Origin of the sequence: Halobellus ordinarius (genome assembly GCF_031823395.1) — an archaeon.
Classification (GTDB): domain Archaea; phylum Halobacteriota; class Halobacteria; order Halobacteriales; family Haloferacaceae; genus Haloquadratum; species Haloquadratum ordinarius.
In genome coordinates this window covers 38,176-59,685 of the sequence record NZ_JAVQKJ010000015.1, presented here as the reverse complement: position 1 = coordinate 59,685, position 21,510 = coordinate 38,176, and the positions used below count along the sequence as shown (strand labels likewise).

The 21,510-nt window shown below is 66.4% G+C and carries 18 protein-coding genes; 6 read left to right on the top strand and 12 right to left on the bottom strand.

Annotated elements, in window-relative coordinates:
• Positions 1–27 precede the first annotated feature (27 nt).
• Entirely contained in the window at positions 28–900 is an 873-nt protein-coding gene (gene thiL, locus RJT48_RS18560) for a thiamine-phosphate kinase (protein ID WP_311173848.1), read from the top strand.
• A 142-nt stretch (positions 901–1,042) separates the two neighbouring features.
• Here the strand turns inward: thiL and RJT48_RS18555 are convergent, their stop codons facing one another.
• The 3 genes from RJT48_RS18555 to RJT48_RS18545 all read right to left on the bottom strand — a co-directional run bounded on the left by RJT48_RS18555 (position 1,043) and on the right by RJT48_RS18545 (position 4,240).
• Positions 1,043–2,182, bottom strand: coding sequence for a site-2 protease family protein (locus tag RJT48_RS18555; protein WP_311173847.1), 1,140 nt, complete (start codon positions 2,180–2,182; stop codon positions 1,043–1,045).
• 121 nt (positions 2,183–2,303) lie between these two features.
• A complete protein-coding gene (locus RJT48_RS18550) occupies positions 2,304–2,570 on the bottom strand; it encodes a DUF7123 family protein (RefSeq protein WP_311173846.1) in 267 nt (88 codons plus the stop codon).
• 875 nt (positions 2,571–3,445) lie between these two features.
• Positions 3,446–4,240 (bottom strand): molybdopterin synthase, encoded by a 795-nt coding sequence (locus RJT48_RS18545; RefSeq protein ID WP_311173845.1) that lies wholly within the window; start codon positions 4,238–4,240, stop codon positions 3,446–3,448.
• Positions 4,241–4,389: 149 nt separating this feature from the next.
• Here RJT48_RS18545 and pyrH point away from each other — a divergent pair, with 149 nt between their 5' ends.
• On the top strand, positions 4,390–5,109 hold the full coding sequence (gene pyrH / locus RJT48_RS18540; RefSeq protein WP_311173844.1) for a UMP kinase: 720 nt from the start codon (positions 4,390–4,392) through the stop codon (positions 5,107–5,109).
• Positions 5,110–5,111: 2 nt separating this feature from the next.
• Positions 5,112–6,761 (top strand): lysine--tRNA ligase, encoded by a 1,650-nt coding sequence (gene lysS, locus RJT48_RS18535; RefSeq protein WP_311173843.1) that lies wholly within the window; start codon positions 5,112–5,114, stop codon positions 6,759–6,761.
• Positions 6,762–6,819: 58 nt separating this feature from the next.
• On the opposite strand, the gene RJT48_RS18530 is transcribed toward lysS, so the two are convergent.
• Entirely contained in the window at positions 6,820–7,146 is a 327-nt protein-coding gene (locus RJT48_RS18530; protein ID WP_311173842.1) for a DUF3784 domain-containing protein, read from the bottom strand.
• A 289-nt stretch (positions 7,147–7,435) separates the two neighbouring features.
• On the opposite strand from RJT48_RS18530, the gene RJT48_RS18525 reads away from it, so the two are divergent.
• Positions 7,436–9,250, top strand: coding sequence for a site-2 protease family protein (locus RJT48_RS18525; RefSeq protein WP_311173841.1), 1,815 nt, complete (start codon positions 7,436–7,438; stop codon positions 9,248–9,250).
• Here RJT48_RS18525 and RJT48_RS18520 read toward each other — a convergent pair whose 3' ends face one another.
• Complete coding sequence (locus tag RJT48_RS18520) at positions 9,251–11,302, bottom strand: ATP-binding protein (RefSeq protein WP_311173840.1); 2,052 nt, start codon at positions 11,300–11,302, stop codon at positions 9,251–9,253.
• A 181-nt stretch (positions 11,303–11,483) separates the two neighbouring features.
• Here RJT48_RS18520 and RJT48_RS18515 point away from each other — a divergent pair, with 181 nt between their 5' ends.
• A complete protein-coding gene (locus RJT48_RS18515; RefSeq protein ID WP_311173839.1) occupies positions 11,484–13,022 on the top strand; it encodes a heme-binding protein in 1,539 nt (512 codons plus the stop codon).
• A gap of 306 nt (positions 13,023–13,328) precedes the next feature.
• On the opposite strand, the gene RJT48_RS18510 is transcribed toward RJT48_RS18515, so the two are convergent.
• The 7 genes from RJT48_RS18510 to RJT48_RS18480 all read right to left on the bottom strand — a co-directional run bounded on the left by RJT48_RS18510 (position 13,329) and on the right by RJT48_RS18480 (position 20,426).
• Positions 13,329–13,508 carry a hypothetical protein gene (locus RJT48_RS18510; RefSeq protein ID WP_311173838.1) on the bottom strand — a complete coding sequence of 60 codons (180 nt, stop codon included), beginning with the start codon at positions 13,506–13,508 and terminating at the stop codon, positions 13,329–13,331.
• 79 nt (positions 13,509–13,587) lie between these two features.
• Positions 13,588–14,670, bottom strand: a complete 1,083-nt coding sequence (locus RJT48_RS18505; RefSeq protein ID WP_311173837.1) for an aldo/keto reductase — start codon at positions 14,668–14,670, stop codon at positions 13,588–13,590.
• Positions 14,671–14,777: 107 nt separating this feature from the next.
• Positions 14,778–16,169 carry an FAD-binding oxidoreductase gene (locus tag RJT48_RS18500; protein ID WP_311173836.1) on the bottom strand — a complete coding sequence of 464 codons (1,392 nt, stop codon included), beginning with the start codon at positions 16,167–16,169 and terminating at the stop codon, positions 14,778–14,780.
• Positions 16,170–16,381: 212 nt separating this feature from the next.
• Complete coding sequence (gene pepF / locus RJT48_RS18495; RefSeq protein ID WP_311173835.1) at positions 16,382–18,181, bottom strand: oligoendopeptidase F; 1,800 nt, start codon at positions 18,179–18,181, stop codon at positions 16,382–16,384.
• Positions 18,182–18,275: 94 nt separating this feature from the next.
• Positions 18,276–18,716 (bottom strand): DUF7112 family protein, encoded by a 441-nt coding sequence (locus RJT48_RS18490; protein WP_311173834.1) that lies wholly within the window; start codon positions 18,714–18,716, stop codon positions 18,276–18,278.
• A gap of 3 nt (positions 18,717–18,719) precedes the next feature.
• A complete protein-coding gene (locus RJT48_RS18485; RefSeq protein WP_311173833.1) occupies positions 18,720–19,145 on the bottom strand; it encodes a 30S ribosomal protein S6e in 426 nt (141 codons plus the stop codon).
• Positions 19,146–19,247: 102 nt separating this feature from the next.
• Positions 19,248–20,426 (bottom strand): aminopeptidase, encoded by a 1,179-nt coding sequence (locus RJT48_RS18480; protein ID WP_311173832.1) that lies wholly within the window; start codon positions 20,424–20,426, stop codon positions 19,248–19,250.
• A gap of 99 nt (positions 20,427–20,525) precedes the next feature.
• Here RJT48_RS18480 and gnd point away from each other — a divergent pair, with 99 nt between their 5' ends.
• The gene (gnd, locus tag RJT48_RS18475; protein WP_311173831.1) at positions 20,526–21,422 is read left to right on the top strand and encodes a phosphogluconate dehydrogenase (NAD(+)-dependent, decarboxylating); all 897 of its coding nucleotides are present in this window, start codon (positions 20,526–20,528) and stop codon (positions 21,420–21,422) included.
• The last annotated feature ends 88 nt before the right edge of the window (positions 21,423–21,510 follow it).

The window sequence follows — 21,510 nt, the reverse complement described above, 5'->3', positions numbered from 1 at the left end:
TTTGCCCGGGCGGGCCGGATGCGACCTATGGACGAACGCTCGGCGCTCCGTCGACTCGCGGCCGCCCTCCCGTCCGCGGGTGACGACGCCGCCGTCGTGGACGGCCTCGTCGTGACGACGGATATGCTCCACGAGGCGACGGACTTCCCGCCGGGAACGACGCGCTACACCGCGGGCTGGCGGGCCGTCGGCGCGTCGCTCTCGGACGTCGCCGCGATGGGCGCCGAGCCGACCGCCGCTGTCGCCGCCTACGCCGCGCCGGCACTCGACGAAGCGGAACTCGACGCCTTCCTCGACGGCGCGGTCGACGTCTGCGAGGGCGTGGGCGCCGAGTACGTGGGCGGCGACCTCGACACCGCCGCGGAGTTCACCGTCGCGACGACCGCCCTCGGGGAGTCGGACGACCCGGTCCGGCGTCGCGGCGCCAGTCCGGGCGACGTCGTCTGCGTCACCGGCACACTCGGACGGACGGCAGCCGGCCTCCGGGCCTTCGGGGCCGACGACATCGACTGCGGGAACGAACTCTTCCGGTTTCAGCCGCGCACCGACGCCGGCCTCGCGCTCGCGCCCCACGCGACCGCGATGATGGACTCCTCCGACGGGCTGGCGCGCTCGCTGCATCAGCTCGCGGAGGCCTCGGACGTCGGCTTCGAGGTCTCGTGGGATGCGATCCCGGTCCACCCGGCGGTCGACGACTACGCGGCCGACGCGACTGACCGGCGGCAGATGGCGACGACCGTCGGCGAGGACTTCGAACTCGTCTGTACCCTGCCCCCCGCCGCTGTCGAGGATGCTCGCGCGGCCGCGCCGGTGCCGCTCAGCGTCGTCGGCGAGGTCGTCGGCGACGGCGTCCGCCTCGACGGCGAACCGCTCGAAGACGAGGGGTACACGCACGAGTGAAGCATATCGGCGGCGACGGCGAAGTCGCGCTCTGCTGAGTTCGGCCCGACGGATCACCTCATACTGATTACTCTCGTCTCTTCCCGCCGAACGCCGCCAACGGGGGGTAGCGCTCGGCGGGAAACAGTGAGAGTAATCAGTATCAGACGGTCATCACTTCGATCGGAACGAGCAGGAAGCACAGCGCCCCCAGCGCGAACGTCGCGACGCCGACGAGCAACCGCGGCGTGCCGAGCGGCGACTCGTCGATCGGGTTCGCGGGCCCCTTGAAGGCGATCACCGCCGAGAGCAGGCCCCAGAAGCCCCAGAGCCCGACGGATTCGTCGATAGCGTAGCCGAGTACGTAGTGGAGATACGCGGCGAGGCCAAACAGGGCAGCGGGGACGAGCGCGGCGACGCGCTCCTGGGACTCGCCTAGCATCGCCCGGACGATGTGGCCACCGTCGAGTTGGCCCACGGGAAGCAGGTTCAGCACGGTGAAGAACATCCCGACCCAGCCGCCGATGATGACGGGGTTGACCGAGACCGCCGGATCGGTATACTCCGTGGGCTCACCGAGAGCTGTCGCGATGAGGTCCAAAAGCGGCGGGTTGTTGAACACGATGACCCGGCTGCTCCCCTCCAGCGCCCACGCCGGCACCTCGACCGGCGGCAGCGACAGGCCGATCGCGGTGACGACGATCGTCGCCGCCAGCCCCGCGAGCGGCCCCGCGACGCCGATATCGAAGAGTGCCTTCCGATCCGGCATCTGGCCGCGCATCCGGATGACGGCTCCGAGCGTTCCGAACGGGAAAATAAAGGGGATCACGTACGGCAGCGACACGTCGACGCCGTGGTACCGGCCCATCACGTAGTGGCCGAGTTCGTGCGTCGCGAGGACGCCGAGCACGGCCGCGGTGAAGGGCCACGCTCGGAAGACGGCAAGCGGGTTCGCGAGCAGTTCGTCGGCCGGGATGTAGTACCACGTCAGCGCCCCGACGAGCAGCGTCGAGGCGATCGTCGCGAGGAACAGCCCGATATTCTTCCAGGGGATGCCGTCGATCCCGGACTGGACCGGCCGGGCGACGACGACGTCCTCCCGGCCGCCCCGGGCTGTGGCCACCTGGACTTCGTAGCCGGCCTCGCGGAACGCCTCCCAGACCTCACGGACCAGCATTCGCTCGGGCACCAGCGATTCGCCGTAAAACAGCACCCGATCGCCGTCGCGTCGCGTCTCGTGGAGATGAAAGACGGACCGAAGGGCGTCGACCGGCGGTTCCGCCGCCGTATCGCGGGAATCCATCGGATACCGGTACGTGATACAGCCGGATAAACTCCGCGACGACGGACAGCGGGACCGGGCGGCTGGGGACCTCGGGGCGGCGAGGCAGTTGCGTCTCGTCGGAGTGTGACGTTCGGACCGGCTACGCCGTCTCGGCGGGTTCGACTCGCCACGTGGTCGCGCTCGTGTACGACCACTTCTCGACGGTTAACTCGGAGGCCGAGTCCTTGAGCTTCACCATCAGGGCGCCGATCTCCTTCGGTGAGAGACCGACCTCGTCGGCGATGAACTTCGATTTGAAGTACATCTCGCCGTCTTCTGCCTTCGTGAGCAGATAGGATTTCAGCCGTTCCTCTTTGGACGGCTCTTCGCTCGCGGACTCGGTGGAGGGTGTCGCGGTTGCGCTCATCTATGTCACCTCGCTCTCGGCTTGTTCTCGGGGGAGTATATAAACGGATGAACGTTAGTGGAAATTCGGGTCTCTTTACCGGTAAAATCGGGTATAATCGATGTTTCAAAAACTGCTTAAAGTAAACTAGATGTTTTAAAAACTTCTTAGAGTTTTTATTTCTTCGATTGAAATAAGAATATTATATCCGCACGCAACGGGCTCATCTCGCAGTTTTCGCCGGCGTGCACGGTGAAGATCCGCCGACTACGGCCGGCGCGCGCGGTCGACAGCGACTCTGCTTGCGGATTGACATCCCCCTCCGGCTTCAGCCGGAGGAATCCCGAGCGGTGGGAGTTTCAGGTTTACAGTCCACTCACCGGACTCCCAGTCCTTTCGGGCACGGGTAGTCCCACAACGTCGGACTGGTGGACTGCTGGCCATGCCAAGTGGCCGTTACCCCTATCCTCGGCGATATTTGGCGTCCCGGTGTTGTTTGTGCCACGGGGGCGCCAGCAGGCGTCAGTAGAGTCGGGGGTATCGTGTCGCGTGCTTTGAGCAGTCGGCACATCGGCACACCCTTCGAGGATGTGGCGTTCACCGGCCGTCTTTCGGATACTGCCTCGTTACGTGGGCGGACAGGCCGCCTCCGAAGGACGGTTCGGAATCCGCTCCGTTCCGACCGATTCCTCCCTGCTGAGAGGGTTACCTGTCACTTAAGCGCCAGTGTTCCGAAACTCAGGGAAGGTCGTCGAACGTGGATTCTCTCCCAGGTGGCGGCGCGTATCCACGGCCTGAAGGCCGTGGTATTGCGCCTGTTCAGGCTATAACTACCGCGTGAGACACGTTCGAGTAGCCGGACTGCGGATCTCGTAAGAGGTGCTTTCGGCACACCACTACGGCCGATCGTGGACCCAGAAGTCCTCCTCGACAGTCGTCTCTCTTTTGAAGATCGGGACTTCGTCCTTCAGCCGATCGATGCCGTCCGAGACCGTCTCGAACGCCTCGTCGCGGTGGCCGGCGAGGACGACGACGAACACGATGTCCTCGCCCGCGTCGATCGTGCCGGTCCGGTGGAAAAGCGCCACTTCCTCGACGCCCTCACGCTCCATCAGCTCGGATTCGATCGTCCGCAGACGGTCGTCGGCGACGCCCTCGTACTTCTCGAACGTCAAAGAGAGCGTCCGGGGGTCTTCCTCGCCATCTCTCTCCCGGACGCACCCGGTGAACGTCGCGATGGCGCCCGCGCGTTCGGCGCGTGGTGACGCTTTCACCCGTTCGACGAGCGTTTCCAGTGTCACGTAGGGTTCGGCGTCCGCGAGCGCGTCGAGAACGGGTTCGAGGTCCACGTCGGTCGCCGTCGACGCCTCGACGACGACGTTCTCCGCTTCGGTGCCGTCGATCGACACCGTCGGGACGTCCGCATCGGGGAAGTCGACGAGCAACGCGTGGTCGTAGGTCGCCGCGAGGTCATCGAGGAGCGTATCGAGGCTCCGGTCAGTTCCCGTTCCGGTCCACGTGCCGTCGGCTGTGAGACCGTAGGCCGTGTCGACGCCGTCAGGCCGGGATGGACCGTTTCCGGACGGTCCGTCGTCACGCTGTTCGACGACCGCAACGCGCCCATCCAGATGTGGGCCGACGCGCTCACACAGCCGCCGCGATTCGGGGCCGACGATTCCGAGTATCTGCATACTCCGCAGTCGGGGCGGCGATCGGCTTTATACTGTCGCCTGTGCCACCCCCGTCGGATCCGGCCGAGCGGTCAGAGCCGGCGCCGGGAGACGACTGGCTGCATCGTGGTTGACAACCCTTAAGCCCGGTTCGCGGCAACGACGGGGCAATGAGAGTCGTCGTCTCCATCGGTGGGAGCGTGCTCGCGCCGGATCTGGACGCGGGGCGCGTCGAAGGCCACGCAGCGGTCGTCGAGACGCTCGTCGCCGAAGGCTGTGAGGTCGGTGCCGTCGTCGGCGGCGGGGGCGTCGCCCGCGAGTACATCGGCACGGCCCGCGAGTTGGGCGCAAACGAGGTCCAACTGGACCAGATCGGCATCGACGTGACGCGAATCAACGCCCGGCTGCTCATCGCTGCGATTGGGTCGATTGTCGATCCGAAGGTGGCACACAGCTACGAGGACGCGGGTGACGCGCTCCGGCGGGGCGACGTCTCGGTGATGGGCGGCGTGATGCCAGGGCAGACCACGGATGCGGTCGCGGCAGCGCTCGCGGAGTACGTCGGCGCCGACCTGCTCGTGTACGCGACGAGCGTCGACGGCGTCTACAACGCCGATCCGAGCGTCGACGAGAGTGCAGAGAAGTACGACCGGCTGACTGGCACCGAACTCGTCGACGTGGTCGCGCCGATGAGCCGCGATGCGGGCGCGTCGGCGCCGGTCGACCTCCTGGCGGCGAAACTCATCGAGCGCTCGGAGATGCGGACGATCGTCCTCGACGGGACCGATCCCGAACGGATTCAGGATGCCGTCCTTCGCGGGGAGCACAACGGCACTGACGTGGTCCCGACGGGTGTCGACGGCGAGCCGAGTTACTGGACGGTGCGATAACGATGGCCGGAAACGGGGACGGTGAGGGCGAGTCCGCGAGTGAGCGAGAGACTTCCCGTCGCGCGTTCTGGGCCGAGGAAATCGCCGACGAGATCGAGGCGAGAGCGCCGGAGGAGCCGATCGTCATCAAGGGCGGCGTCTCTCCCTCCGGCGTCGCTCATCTGGGCAATTTCAACGAGGTGATGCGCGGGTACTTCGTCGCCGCGGTCCTCCGCGAGCGCGGGTACGAGGTCAGACAGGTGTTCACCAGCGACGACCGGGATCCGCTCCGGAAACTGCCCCGCAAACTCGCCGACACGGACGGCAACATCGTCGGCCTCGGCGACGTCGACGCGGGCGCGCTCGGCAGGAATCTGGGGAAGCCGTACACCGACATCCCCGATCCGTTCGGCGAGTCCGAGTCCTACGCCGCGCACTTCGCGACGCTTTTGCAGGCCGACGCAGAGCGGCTCGATATTCCGGTGGAGATGCTCTCGAACACCGAGATGTATGAGTCCGGCGCGTTCGACGACGTCGTCGCGCACGTCCTCGAACACGCCGATACCGCCCGGGAAGTCCTCTCGGCGTACCAGGCGAAAGTCGACGAGGACTACGTCCCGTTCAACCCGATCTGTGCGGACTGTGGGAAGATCACCGAGACCGTCACGTCGGTCGATCTGGACGCCGGGACCGTCGAGTACGTCTGCACCGATATGACCGTCGGCGACAACACCATCGAGGGTTGCGGCCACGAGGGGACCGCGACGTTCCGCGAGGGCAAACTCCCGTGGCGTTTCGAGTGGCCCGCCCAGTGGCAGGTGCTCGGCGTCGACTTCGAGCCGTTCGGCAAGGACCACGCCGAGGGGTCGTGGCCCTCGGGACAGGACATCGCCCGCACCGTGCTCGGCATCGAACCACCCGAACCGATGGTCTACGAGTGGTTCACGCTCAACGGCGAGGCGCTGTCCTCCTCGGCGGGCAACATCGTCACCGTCCCCGAGATCCTCGACCTGCTCGAACCCGAGGTGCTCCGGTACTTCTTCGCTTTGAACCCGCGGAAAGCCCGCGATCTGGACATCTCCCGGCTGGACCAGCTGGTCGACGACTTCGACCGCTTCGAGCGGGCGTACTTCGGCGACGTCGACGACGAAACGCTTTCGGCGTTCGCCGAGCGGGCGTATCCGTTCGTCGTCGACGAGGTGCGCGAAGACCGCGTCCGCCTGCCGTACACGTTCGCGGCGGTCCTGGGGATGACCGACGACCGCGACCTCCGGATCGAGATGGCCCGAAACGAGGAGTACTTCGACGACGATACACCGGAGTGGGCGATCGAGGAGGCCCTCGAACGGGTCGATCGGGCACGCGCGTGGGCCGAGCGGCTGGACAACGAGTACAACTACCGGATTCAGGAGGAGCTTCCGGACGTCGATTTCTCCGAGGACGTTGCCACCGCGCTCTCGGAACTCGCGGACTTCGTCGCCGAGGGCCACGACGGCGAGGCGATTCAGGGCGAGATGTACGAGACGGCGCGCCGGAACGACATCGACGTCGGCGACTTCTTCGAGGCGGGCTATCTGCTCTTCTTCGATCAGCCGCAGGGGCCGCGGCTCGGGGAGTTCCTCGGCGAACTCGACACGGAGTTCGTGGTAAAGCGGTTGCGACGCGAGGGGTAGCCGATCCTCGACGATCGCACTCGACGGAGCGGCCCGCTTCGCGGCTCCGACGGGTCTGTCAGGTGGCCTGTGACGGCGACCACGTGTTCAGCCGGTAGATGAGTCGCGCGACGGCCAGCACGATCACTCCTGCGAGTACGGCGTCGATATAGGCCGGGAGGGTCGTCACGGCCGCAAGCACGCCGACTGTCAGGAGGGCGGTTCCGATACGCAGCACCGTATTGCCCGCGATATCTCGGACGACCTCCTCCGGAACTGACGACGACGAGTCGCTGTAGCCCGCCAACAGCCACGTCCAGCCGACGTATTTGATGAGCACACCCAGCGTCGTCACGACCGCGCCGGCGGCTATCCACTGTAATGTACGGGGACCAACACCGAGCATACGCGAACGAATGCCGGGGTCGGATAAATAAGCTTAGTGCGAGCAAGACATTGTCAGGGATAGCTTCGAGCGGGCGCAGACGAGCGAAAGTGTAGCCCGACCAATCACCCGGAGTCCGAGCAGCCACGGAAGTTATCAAGGATTTTGACCGCGAGCGAGGCCGAAGGCCGAGCGAGCGGCCCTTTTTTGGTCCAGCTTTTTGCAAGGAGCGGTCGCGCGAAGCGCGACCCGACGCAGCAAAAAGGTGGATGAGGAACATCTTTCCCCACCGGACTCTTCGAATGGAGTGATGAATACGCTTCTGTGGGTGCTCGTCGGACTCGCGGCCTACTCGGCGGTCGCGCTCGTCCTCTCACAGCGCGGGCTGTTGCCCTCTTCGGTCCGCATCCAGGGACCGTTCACGACCGTCCACACGAAACGCGGGCGGGACTTTATCGACTGGATCGCGACGCCGAAACGGTTCTGGCGGGCGTGGACAAACCTCGGCGTCGGCGCCACGCTCGTCATAATGACGGGAATGTTCCTGTTTCTGCTCGTGCAGGGGATCGCGATCCTCCGGGACCCGCCGCCGGCCTCCTCGGTGAACCAGCCGCAGAACTTCCTCGTCATCCCCGGCGTCAACGACTTTCTGCCGCTGTCGGTCGCTCCGGAGATCGTCTTCGGCCTGTTAGTCGGACTGGTCGTCCACGAGGGCGGGCACGGCATCCTCTGTCGCGTCGAGGAGATCGACATCGAGTCGATGGGCGTCTTCCTGTTGACGATCATCCCGCTGGGCGCGTTCGTCCAGCCCGACGAAGAGAGCCAGCGGAACGCCGACCGAGGGGGTCGCACCCGGATGTTCGCGGCGGGCGTGACCAACAACCTCTTCGTGACGTTCATCGCGTTCGCGCTGCTCTTCGGCCCCATCATCGGGAGCATCGCTGTCGCGCCCGGGATGGCCGTGCAGGGCTCTTACGGCGGCTCCCCTGCAGCCGACGCGGGGATCGAGCAGGGCGATCGGATCACCGCCGTCGGTGGCGTGCCCGTCAGCAACGAAACGACCCTCGATGCGGCGCTTCTGGACACGAACGCGCGGACGGTCTCTGTCGAACTCGACGGCGGTGAGAGTGCCGCGGGGACGGAGGCCCGCTCTGTGGACGTCGAGCGGTCACTCGTCGTCGCGGGCTCTATCGCCGGCAACCCCGCGAACATCAGCGTCGAGGACGATCCGGTCGCGGTCACGAACGTGAACGGAACGCCGGTCTACACGCGGGCCGGATTCGCCGAGGCCGTCGGCGAGGACCGATACGCCACCCTCGACACCGAGCGCGGGACGGTCACGGTCCCGATCGGTGCGTATCTCACCCGAGTCGCGGCCGACGGCCCGCTCGCGGACGCCGGCGCGCCGACCGATCCGGGCGTCATCGTGACGGCGATCGACGGCGAGCGCGTCGTTTCCTCGACCGAACTCTCCCGCGTGCTCGATACGACCGATCCCGGCGACACGGTAACCGTCGAGCTGTACCACGACGGCGCGATCGAGACCCACGAGGTGACGCTCGGGGAGAACCCGCAGGACGGCAGCGGCTTCCTCGGCGTCAACATCTTCCCCGGGACGAGCGGGTTGCTCCTGACCGACTTCGGCGTTGAGTCGTACCCGGCAGGGACGTACCTCGAACTGCTCGGCGGGGATGGTGGCCCCGACGCGTCCGGCCTCGCCGGGCAGGTCGCGGATTCGCCGCTGTCGACCGTCTACATCTCCCTGGTCCTGCCGTTGGCCTCGCTGGTGCTCGGGATTCCGAACTTCCCCGGCTTTACCGGAGCCGTGTTCAACTTCTATAGCATCACCGGGCCGCTCGGGTTCCTCGGGACCGGCGTGTTCCTCCTCGCGAACGTCACCTTCTGGATGGCGTGGATCAACCTCCAGTTGGGGCTGTTCAACTGCATCCCCGGCTACCCGCTCGACGGCGGCCGGATCCTCCGGACGAGCGTGGAGGCGGTGGTCTCGCGGCTCCCCGTCTCCGATCGGAACCGGGTGGTCACCACCATCACCACCAGCATCGGCGTGACGATGCTGCTGTCGCTTTTGTTGCTCGTGTTCGGGCCGACCGTGCTCGGCGGGTGATCACGACGGCCGCGGGAGGCGAATCTCGACGGTCGTCCCCGTCTCCGCCTCCGTCACGTCGACGTCGCCGTCGAGACTGGTGGTGATCCAGTAGACGAGCCACAGTCCGAGTCCCTTCCCGTGGACGAGTTGGGTCTCCTCGCCGGATGTCAGGACAGATCGTTCGATCTCCGGGAGGCCCGGTCCGTCGTCGCTGATCCGCAGTCGCACCACGTTGGGATCGACCGTGATTCCGATCTCGATCGACGGCTGCTCGCCGCCGTGTTTCGCGGCGTTGTCGACGAGTTCCCACAGCGCAATCTCGATCCGGGGGAGCGTCTTCGCAATCGCCGTCTCCGGCACGTCGACTGACACCGACGCGTCGGCGTACTGGGTTTCAAGTTGCGTGACGAGGCGTTCGACCACCGGAACGATATCCGTCGGCTCCAGATCGGCCGACAGCTCCCGGTTCTCCTCGATCACCTGCGCCGACTCGCTGAGATCCAGCAGCCGATTCGCCGTCGAGCCGATGACCTCCGCTTTCGCCGCCTGCTCCCCCTCGAGTTCCGACTCCAGCATCTCGGCGTAGCCGGTGATGACGGTCATCTCGTTTCGCAGATTGTGGCGCAACACGCGGTTGATGACGCTGATCAGTCCCTCGCGCTGCCGCCGTTCGGTCGCATCGCGCGTCATCAACTGGATCCCGACGATGTCCGCGGGGGTGCGCTCTTCGGTCGGAACGCTTCCGTCGTACACCGGCGTCCCCCGGATATCGGCGTAGACAGTCGTTCCCGCCTTCGTCTCCAGCGGAAAGTCGCGCACCTGGATCGTCTCGCCGTCCAGGATTCGATCGAGTTGCGTTTGGGCCCGCTCGACCGCCTCGCCGTCGGCCACGACGACGGCGATCGGCCGGCCGTCCAGTTCCTCGGCCGTGTATCCCAGAAAGTCCTCGACCGGCGCCGAAACGTGGGTGAATCGCCCGTCGGGATCGAGTCGGGACATAAAGTCGAAACTCGCGTCGATGATAGCGCGGTAGAGTTCGTTCTGTTCGTCGAGTTCCCGTTCCCGTTCGATCAGCGCCCGTCGCTGTCGTTCCGACTCGGTGACGTCAGAGAGCAGTATCACTCTGGCGTTCGAGTCGCCGAACGTGACGCCGCTCATCGAGACGAAGTAGTACTGTTTCCCGTCCGGCGTCTCGTGGGTCAGGATCTGATCGTCGCTCTCGATTGCCGCCGCAAGCGCCGGGAACGCCCCCGAAAGTTCCTCGCCGACGGCATCTTCCAGTTCGGGGAATACAGTCGGGACCGCCCGCGAGTAATCGCGGATCCGTCCCCCGTCGTCGACGTAGATCGACAGATCATCAGCCCGTGTCGTGCTCTGGACGGCAATGAACTCCTGCTGAAAGACGAACAGCACGCCGATACTGAAGATTGCGACCCCGATCGGCGCGTAGATCACGTTGATAATCTGTGGTGTTGTGAGCGCAGCGACGTCGAGTGCGACGGGCAGGCCAAGCAATCCCGTTAGCACCGCCAGCGGTTTGGCGTCGTAGCCGGACTCCAAGTAGAGCTCGAATACCATGAACATCCCGACCGCAGCGAGCACGTATGACAGGCCGGTGACGCTCCAGTGTAAGATTCCGTGTTCGATCACGAGGTAGTTGAACGGGACCGTCGCCTCCCGCGTCGTGAAGTACAGCCCGTGGAGCGGGTTCGTGAGCTTGATCGACACGACCGAGGCGAAGGTGCCGACGCTGATCCATCGGACCAGTCGGTTTCTGTGATAGACCCGGTCCGTGTACGCCGAACAGAAGTAGAGCCACGCCCAGACGGTGGCAAAGCCGAACACGAGCCCAATCGTGTAGGCGGTTTGCCGGAACGGATCCGGGACGGTGAAGAAGGCAACTTTGAAAACCGCCCAGGTGCCGGTCGTCCCGAGCAGCCAGACGAGTCCGCGGTGAATCTCTGGGTCATCGAACTTCTGCGCCCGGGGGATCGCAGCGAAACAGACGAGTCCGCTGACGGCGAACAACCCCACGTAGGCCCAGCCGATCGGGTTCAGCAACCGAAGCACCTCAGAGTCATACGTCTGAACAAGAGTGACTTCGAGCGCAAATACGTTGCTGTACGCTCCCGAAACACCGCAAACAGTCGTCACCCGTGTATCCCGGCGTTCGGATCGTGCGCTCCCCCACAACAGCCTCTCCCGCGAGCGACTCGCAACGCCCATAGGGGTGGCGTGCCAACCGATTCGTATGCCAGACGCCCCACCGACTGACGAGGGCTGGTTCGTGCTGCACGACTTCCGTACCGTCGATTGGGACGCGTGGCGGGACGCCCCCGATCGCGAGCGCGAGCGGGCGATCGCGGAGGGGACAGAGTACCTCCGCCGCCACGAGGACGTCGTCGACGCCGACGAGGGTGCGTCGGCGGTGTTCTCCGTGCTCGGGCACAAGGCCGACCTCCTCGTCGTTCACTTCCGCCCGACGCTCGACGACCTCTCGCGTGCCGAGCGGCGCTTCGAGGCGAGTGCACTCGCCGGCTTCACCGAGCAGCCGACCTCCTACGTTTCCGTCACCGAGATTTCGGGCTACTCCACGCCGGAGTATTTCGAGGACCCCGAATCCGTCGACGAGGGCGTCCGCCGGTATATGGAGGGGAAACTGACGCCTGACATCCCCGACGACGAGTACGTCTCCTTCTATCCGATGTCGAAGCGGCGCGGCGAGGAAGACAACTGGTACGACCTGCCCTTCGACGAGCGGGCTGAGATGATGGCAACCCACGCCGAGACCGGCAAGGAGTACGCCGGCAAGATCAAGCAGGTCATCGCCTCCTCGGTCGGCTTCGACGACTTCGAGTGGGGCGTCACGCTCTTCTCGGACGACCCGACGCACATCAAAGACATCGTCTACGATATGCGCTTCGACGAGGTATCCTCGAAGTACGGGGAGTTCGGCCAGTTCTACGTCGGCCGGCGCTTCCCGCCGGCGGACCTCGGCGCGTACCTGGAAGGCGCGGCCGTCCCGACGAGCGAACACGACGACGCCCCGGCCAGTGAGCCCCAAGCGCACGGGGAAGCTCACGGCCACGCCCACGGCGACGCCGCTCACGGCGGATCGGGCGGCCACGGTGGCGCACACGGCGGCGGGAGCGCCCACGGCGACTCGCCGCACGGCGAAGGCGGAGACGCCACCGCCGCGGACGACCCGGACGACATCCGCGAGGAACTCGCGGACCTGGACATCTACGCCGGCCAGCCGCACGGCGAGGACGTCTACGCGACCGTCCTCTACTCGGAAGCCGACACCGACGAGCTCTTCGATGAGGTCGACGGCCTCCGCGGGAACTTCGATCACTACGACACGCACGTGAAAACCGCGGTCTACGAGGCGCGGGGCCGCGACCGCTCGGCGGTCGTGAGCATCTGGGACACCGCCTCGGCCGCCGAGACGGCCGCTGGCTTCCTCTCGGAACTGCCCGAGGTCGTCTCCCGCGCCGGCGAGGAGTCCGGCTTCGGGACGATGGGGATGTTCTACACCGTCAAATCCGACTACCGCGAGGACTTCCACGACACCTTCGACGACGTCGAGGACGTCCTGGAGGGGATGGACGGCCACCGCGACACCGACCTGCTCGTGAACGTCGAAGACGAGAACGATATGTTCATTTCCAGCCAGTGGGACGCCCGCGAGAACGCGATGGCGTTCTTCCGGTCCGAGGAGTTCAGCGAGACCGTCAAGTGGGGCCGCGACGTCCTGGCCGACCGGCCACGACACGTCTTCCTCGCGTAGCGACCGCGGTTCCCCGTTTTTCGACCACGCTTTCACTCCGGCGACCTGCTTTGTACTGACCCTCACTTCTACTCCGGCGACCTGCTTTGTACTGACCCTCACTTCTACTCCGGCGACCTGCTTTGTATTGATCCCCACTTCCACTCCAGAGACCTGCTTGGTACTGACCCCCACTTCCACTCCAGCGACTGAAGCGTCTGACGCGCTGCAGTCTGTCGGTTTCGAAGCGAAATGAAGGGGTTGCGTGACTGTCGATTTCGAGTCGAAATTGTGCCGTATAGACAGTCTCGACGGTAGAGACCGCCGTCACCGACGCCGCCGGTAGCCCACGACGCCGGCGATCCCCGTCAGCAGCGTCAGGGCGTCCCACGGCGAGGGGTCGATATCGCGCTTTCGAGCGTCGCGTCGGACCCACGCCGTCAACAGGAGATGGGCGACGACCGTCACGGCGAAGAGCGTCTTGCGGTTCACGCTCGAAGGGGGCATAATGATTACTCTCGTCTCTTCCCGCCGAGCGCCGCCAACGGGGATGGCGCTCGGCGGTAAACAGTGAGAGTAATCATTATCAGTCCGACGAGGCCGGGTTCCGCGGCCCGGTCGTCGCCCGTTTGTCGATGCCCGCAGCGCGAATGTCCTCGCCGCCGACCGACGAGCGGAGTTCGTCCATCCCGTCGTCGCGGTCGACGCCGAAGTTCGTCTCGTAGAGCTCGGCGACGCGGGACAGTTCCTCCTCGGAGAGTTTCGGCACGTCCGAGGCTGCGGCCCACTCGGTGATGTCCGCCCTCGTGTGGAACGTCGGCGTCACGGTCGCGACGGGGTCGTGGCTGAGGAGGTACGCGATCGCGGCCTGGCCCATCGTGCGCTCGCCGTCCTGTTCGAGGAAGCGCAGCGCTTCGAGTTTCTCCCAGCCGGTCTCGTACCACGCGTCGGGGCGGAACCCGCGGTGGTCGTCGAGGTCGTGACCCGTCTCGGGCGTGACCTGCTCGTTCAAGAGGCCCGAGGAGTGCGGGACGCGCGGGATCAGGCTCGTCGCGGAGCCCGTCTCCTCGATCGTCTCGAGGAAGTGGTTGCCGACCTCCTGCTCGAAGAGGTTCCAGACCAGCTGGACGGCGTCGAACTCCTCCTCGATCGCCATATCGCCCTCCGCGAGCCAGCCGATCGACGGGCCGAGCGCCCAGCCGACGGCGCGGACGAGGCCCTCCTCGCGGAGTTCGTCGAGGGCTTCGAGGACGTCGGCGTCGACCTCGTCGACGTTGGCGTTGTGGAGTTGGAGGACGTCGATGTAGTCGGTATCGAGCCGTTCGAGGCTCTGTTCGGTCGCCGAGCGGACCCACTCGCCGGTCATCTCTTTCGGGAGTTCGCCGTGGCCGGCCTGCGGGTTGTTGTAGAAGTCGTAGCCGACCTTCGTGGCGAGCGTGACGTCTTCGCGGTCGTCGCCGAGCGCCTCCCCGAGGAGGTCCTCGCTGTCGCCGTGGCCGTAGACGTCGCCGGTGTCGAAGTACGTGATCCCCTCGTCGATCGCGTGTCTGATCAGTTCGATCGAGTCCTCACGTGTTCGGTCGCCCCACCAGTCGGTGCCGACGACCCACGCGCCGAAGCCGACCTCGCTCACTTCGACGTCAGAGTCGCCCAGTGTCCGGTATTGCATATCTTCGGGTTGGGCGTCGCGTTATTTATACTGCCCGCTGCGGGGGCGGTGGCCGTCGAATCGAACGGCCGCGGGGAAGCGTCCCCGCAGACTCCCAACTCCCGCGGTCACGCGCGTTCGTATTCGAAGATCCCGTCGGGATCGTACCGGTCTCTGATCGCCCGGAGTCGCTCGGCGTGCCCTGAGTACACGTCGTCGGCGTCGGGATCGCGCCCGCCGGCGAAGTTCGGGAGCGTCCCGGGTGTCGCCCCCAGGTCACGGAAGCGCCCGCAAGTCTCCCGCACCCACTCGACGTTCGCCGGCGTCGCTGCGGGGTCGTCCCACGCGGCCTCGACATTGACGACCACGGCCGCGTCGCGACCGGCGACCGGGCCCGCGATATCCGGTGGGCGCTCGACTGCGCCGTGCATCGGCCAGACGACGATCGTCGAGCGGGGGGAAGGCGCGCGGTCGGCAGCGACCTGCAACTCCGCGATCGCCTCGTCTGTGAGGTCTGCGACGGGGACCGACTTCCAGTAGTAGAGCCGGCCATCGGGGAAGTCCTCGTCCGACAGCGACTGGAGTTCGGTGTACGACATCGCGTCGGTCGAGCCCGCGAACGCCGCCGGCCGATCCCGGAACGGTTCGAGTTCGCGGCGTCCCATGTCGGGGTCGCCAGCGTAGACGCCAGCCAGAACGAACGCCGCGTCTCCGTGACGGTCGGCGGGGAACTCGTCCGTCACGGGGACCGACGTGAAGTAGGGAAAGACGCAGGATTCGTCAGGGGCGTTCCGCTGGTACCGGCGGTACTCGCGGAGTGCGTCGGGGGCGTCCTCCGTCGGCAGCCACGATTCGAAGTAGCGGACCTCGTGATCGAGCGGATGCAGATCGAACTCGAAGGCGGTGACGACGCCGACGCTCCCGCCGCCGCGGGCCGCCCAGAGGAGATCCTCGTGCTGGGTCGGATCTGCGGTCACGCGATCGCCGCGGCCGGTGACGACGTCGACCGACCGGAGGTTGTCCGAGGTGAATCCGTGTTTCGGCGAGAGGTAGCCCGTCCCGCCGCCGAGGGTGAGTCCGGCGACGCCGGTGTCGGCGTAGACACCGCCGGGGGTCGCCAGCCCGAACGACTGGGTCGCTCGGTCGACGGTTCCCCAGGTCGCTCCCGGACCGACGCGGGCCGTCCGCTCTTCCGGATCCACGCGTACCCACTCCATCCGCGAGCAGTCGATGACGAGGCCGCCGGAGATAACCGACGCGCCCGAGACGCTGTGTCCGCCGCTCCGGACGGTGACGTCGAGGTCGTGGTCTCGCGCGAATTCGACGCAGCCGAGAACGTCCTCGACCGACCGGCAGTAGGCGATCGCCGCCGGGTACTCGTTTATCATCCCGTTCCAGACGCGGCGGGCCTCGTCGTAGCCGTCGTCGGTGGGGCGGACGAGGGAACCGCCGAGCCGCGCGGCGAGCCGTCCGAGCGGGAGGCGCTCTGCGAGCGCCCGCGCTTCCCGGTTCGGGTCCATACCGTTACCCAACTGACGAAATCGCTTACCGGTTGGGGTTCGCCGGCGAGCGTTTATATACGATTACGGGACCACCGTCGCCGTGATCTGACGTCAGCCCCACGCCGGGAAGCGGGTGCTCGGCACGTCGGCGTGGGGAGCGGTTGTGCCGGCTGTTCGCCCCCGATTTCCGGATCGGCGGCCGTCTCTCACCGCCTCGACCGATACCGACGCTACTGCGCCGCGAGCAACGCCGCCATCCGGTCGAGATACTCGTCGTAGACCGACAGCGCCGACTCGATCGGCTCCGGCGACGCCATATCGACGCCGGCGGTTCCCAGCACCTCGATGGGATACGCCGACCCGCCCAGCGACAGCGCCTCCCGATAGGCTGCCGCGGCGTCTTCACCCTCCTCGAGGATCCGCTCGACGATGGCGACGGCCGCGGAGATTCCCGTCGCGTACTGGTAGACGTAGTAGTTGTAGTAGAAGTGGGGGATCCGCATCCACTCCCGGGCGATCTGATCGTCGAGTTCGGCCGGTTCGTAGAACTCCGCTTTCAGGTCGCGGTACGCCTCGTCGAAGCGGTCTGGCGTGAGCGCGCCGTCGGCCTCGGCGATCTCGTGGATCCGTAGCTCGAAGTCCGCGAACATCGTCTGGCGGTAGAGCGTCGACCGGAACCGTTCGAGGTACTCGTCGAGGACGTGCATCCGGAGTTCGTCGTCCTCGACGGTGTCGAGGAGGTGGTGGGTCAGGAGCGTCTCGTTGACCGTCGAGGCGACCTCCGCGACGAAGATGGTGTAATCGGCGTAGTGCCAGGGCTGGGCCTCCTTCGCGAGTTCGGAGTGCAGCGAGTGGCCGAGTTCGTGCGCCAGCGTGAACATCGAGGCGATGTCGTCCTGGTAGTTCAGCAGGATGAACGGCTGGGTGTCGTAGGTGCCCGCCGAGAAGGCGCCCGAGCGCTTCCCGCGGTTCTCGTAGACGTCGACCCACCGGGAGTCCAGACCGGCTTCGACCCGGTTCTGGTAGTCCTCACCGAGCGGTTCGAGTGCGTCGACGATGAACTCCGTCGCCTGCTCGTAGGGGATGTCCGGTCCCTCGTCGCCCGTCAGCGACATATACAGGTCCCACATCCGGAGGTCGTCGACGTCGAGCGCCTCCCGCTTCAGTTCGGCGTGCCGGTGGAGGCTCCCGAGGTTGTCGCGGACGGCGTCGACGAGCGTGTCGTACACCTCGACCGGCACGTTCGGCCCGTCGAGTGCGGCCGCCCGCGCGGTCTCGTAGTTCCGCGCACGGGCGTACTTCACGTCCTTCTTGACGCTGGTCTTCAACGACGTCCCGACGGCGTTGCGGACGTCCGCCCACTCGTCGTAGAACTCCTCGTAGACCTCCCGCCGGAACGCCCGGTCGGGGTGTTTCTGGAGTTTCGTGAAGTTCCCCTGCGTGATCTCGACGTCCTCGCCGTCGGGCCGTTCGACGGTCGGAAACGTCATATCGGCGTTCGAGAGCATCCCGTAGATGTCCGAGGCACCCCCGGCGACCTCGCCCAGATCGGCGAGCACCTCTTCGACCTCCGCCGAGCGAGTGTGGGGCTTCATCCGCAGGACGTCGTCGAAGTAGTGGCCGTACTCGGCCAGAGCGGGTTCCGCGTCGATGAACACTTCGACGTCCGTCTTCTCGAGTTCCTGCAGTTCCGGTTCCAGAAAGCTTGTCGCCGACTGCGCCGCCGACGAGAGCGACTCGGCTTTCGCCTTCAACGCCTGGTACTCCTGATTTCGGGTATCTTCGGCGCTCCGAAGGTTCGCGTAGCTGGCAACCTTCGACACCTCGCGGAGGATGTCCTCGCGGAGTTCCAGCAGTTCCAGCAGCGTCTCGGCGCTTTCGGTCACGCGGCCCTCGTATTCGCGGAGGTCGTCGATGCGCTCGTCGACGGCCTCGTAGGCGGCCTGCCAGGCGTCGTCGTCCTCGTAGATACTCGTGAGATCCCACCGGTCGTCGGCGTCTATCTCCTCCCGTTCGGGAACCGAACTCATACCCGAAACAGCGGCCGAGCCGTCCTAAGACTTACTCACTCGCGATCGGCTATCTCACAGTTGGCCACCGCGGTCCCCCCGGAGAGTGCGACCGTCACTCCGCTCCGTCACGGAGCGACGAGGCGATGTCGCGCAGCGACTGATCCGGGCGGGCGGGGACATCGTAGACGAGCCGGGCGCCAGGGCTGCGCAGGCCGTAACAGAATCCAGGATCGAGTGCGTCGAGTTCGACGGCATCGTCCGGACCGAGGTCGTGGTCGTCACACCACTCGACGAGTCGGTTCTCCCCATCGCGAGGCGTTCTGGCCAGCCGCTCGTTGTCGTAGGCGCCCCGGAGAAGCAGTCCGCTGGCGTCGGTAGCGACACGGGCGTGGGTGGTAGTCGTCCCGTCGAGCAACAGGCGGATGACGTCGTCTTCCGCGAGGTCGACGTCCTCAGGAAGGCGAAGACAGGGGCGTCTCGTGCCGCCGCTCCGGGCGAGTTTCGCCCGGTAGTTCGTCACCGAGTCGTGGTCGCTCGGGACGCGTTCGGCCACGGCTTACTCTTCGTCGTCGGCCTCGTCTTCGTCGGCCTCCACTTCGTCGTCGTCCGCGTCGGCTTCCTCGTCGTCGCCGAGCGTCCCCCCGTCGACGATTGCGGCGTTGACCTGTGCTGTCTCCTCGGTGATCGTTCGCCCGCGGACAGTGACGCGCTTGCGCTCGCCATCGCGGGACGGCTCGTAGCCGACGCCGCCCTCTAGGAGTAGTTCCTTCAGATCTCCGCCTGAGACGTCGGCGCGCATCGGCCGGCCGGCGTTGTCGGAGCCGCCCGTGAGTTCGAGCGTCTCCCCGTCGAGACCGACGGCGCCGCCGTCGACCTCGTCGCCGAGATCGCGGCCGAGGAATCGATTCGCGTCCTGTCCGTCGACCTCGAACTGTTCCGTGCGTCCGGTCTCGTCGGAGACGACGACCTTGAATTCAGCCATAGAGGGGAGGAGACGGCCGCCGATAAAAAGCACGTCGAAAGCGACTCCCGCCGAACCCGGGTATTTCAGTGGACGAACGGCATCAGCGACTCCCGTCTCGGCTCAAGATTCGAATCCCGTCTCCCACCGGAACCGTCCGTTCCGCTGGATCACCTCGCTGTCGACTTCGAGCCGCGACCGCTCGCTCACGTCCGTAATCAGGTCGACGTGGACCGCGGAGTCGTTGCCCGACTCGCCCTCGGGGAGACAGGCGTCGTATGCGCGCCCGAGCGCCAGGTGGACGGTATCGCCCATCTTCTCGTCGAAGAGGATGTTGTCGGTAATCCGATCGATGCCGCGGTTCATCCCGATCCCGAGTTCGCCCAGCCGTCGGGAGCCCTCGTCGGTGTCGAGGATGTCTCCGAGGGTCTCCTCGCCTGCAGCGGCGCTGTAGTCGACGACGCGGCCGTCCTCGAACTCGAGGTGGACGTCGCGGACGCGCGCTCCGGAGATGGTCATCGGCACGTCGAAAGAGACCTCTCCCTCCGTATCGAACGGCGCAGTGAACACCTCGCCGGAGGGGAGGTTATGCGAGTCGTATGCCACCGACGCCGCGGAGTTGACCGCGATCCGCCCCTCGATCGACAGCCGCAGGTCGGTGTCTTCGCTAACCAGCCGGACCTCGCTGCCGGCGTCGAGGATCTCCTTCAACTGCCCCATCTCCTCGGCCAGCGACTCCCAGTCGCGGAGGACGGCGTCGTAGACGAAATCCCGGTATGCCTCGACGGACATCCCAGCCTGCTGGGCGAGCGATCTGGTCGGATGGACCGTCGATACCCAGTCTGTCGCGAGGCGCGCCTCCCGAACTGGCTGATTTGCCCGCGCGGCGGCCTGGCGTGTCTCGCCCGGGACGTCGGCCGTCGCGAAGGTGTTGCGGCCGCCCCCGAGCGAGAGGACCACGTCGGCACGCTCGTAGAGCGCGAGTTCGTGTGCCGGCGTCTGGATATCGTCGCCGTCGCCGCCCTCACCGCCGTCGCCGCCTTCGCTATCGTCGCTGTCGTCGCCGTCGCTGTCGTCGCTATCGACGCCCCCATTGCCGTAGGCTCGGAGATACGCCCGCGAGACCTCCGCGGAGTCGTAGGTGGTAACGACGGTGGCGCCGCGCTCACCGAGGACCTCTGCGACGGCGACCGCGAGGTCGTGTGCGCCCTCCGCGACGCGGACGACCACGTCGTCGCCGGCCTCGACTCGCGCGCTCCAGTCGACAAGCGTCTCGGCGTGCTCCCGGATGCGTTCGTCCATAGCCTGTTCTCGCGGCCCGCGGCGAAAGTAGCTTACGCGCGCTGCCCGGTGCGCCGCCGAACCACAATCACTACTTCCTCCGGTCACCGATGCGGTGGTATGCAACTGGGTGTCGTCGGACTCGGCCGGATGGGACAGATCGTCGTCGACCGCGTGACGGCCGCGGGACACGACGTGGTGGCGTTCGACCTGGACGCGGAGGCGGTCGCGACCGCCGCCGACACGGGTGCGACGCCCGCCGAGGACCTCGCCGATCTCGCGGATCGGCTCGGCGACGAGAAGCGGATCTGGCTGATGGTGCCCGCGGGCGACGCCGTCGACGCGACGCTCGACGAGCTAGAACCACATCTCGATGGCGACGACATCGTCGTCGACGGCGGCAACTCCCACTTCGAGGCGTCCGTCCGCCGGGCGGAGTCGACCCCGGCGGCGTACCTCGACTGTGGTACCTCCGGCGGCCCTGCGGGCGCGGAACTCGGATTCTCCTTGATGATCGGCGGCCCCGAGTGGGCCTACGAGGAACTGTCGCCCGTCTTCGATGCCGTCGCCACGGGCCCGGAAGGCCACGATCGGATGGGCCCGAGGGGCGCGGGCCACTACGTGAAGATGGTCCACAACGGCGTCGAGTACGCGCTGATGCAGGCCTACGGCGAGGGGTTCGAACTGCTCGCGAACGGCCGCTACGATCTCGATCTAGAGTCGGTGGCGCGGACGTGGAACAACGGCGCTGTCATCCGATCGTGGCTGCTTGAACTCTGCGAGGAGGCGTTCCGCGAGGAAGGCAACGATCTCGGCGACGTTGCCGACTATGTCGCGGGCGGATCGACCGGCACCTGGACGGTCCAGGAGGCGCTCGAACAGGAGGTCCCGGTTCCGCTCATCTATCAGGCCCTCGCCGAACGGTTCGGCAGTCGGGCCGAGGACGGCCGCTTCGCCCGCCGACTGGCGAACCGGCTTCGCTACGGGTTCGGCCGGCACGAGGTACAGCGCCAGTAGCCCGCGGTCGCTGCGGAACTGGTCGAATACGGCGGGGCAACCACAGCGCTCGTCGCCCGGCCCGCCAATCACAATTTCCTTAACCCCC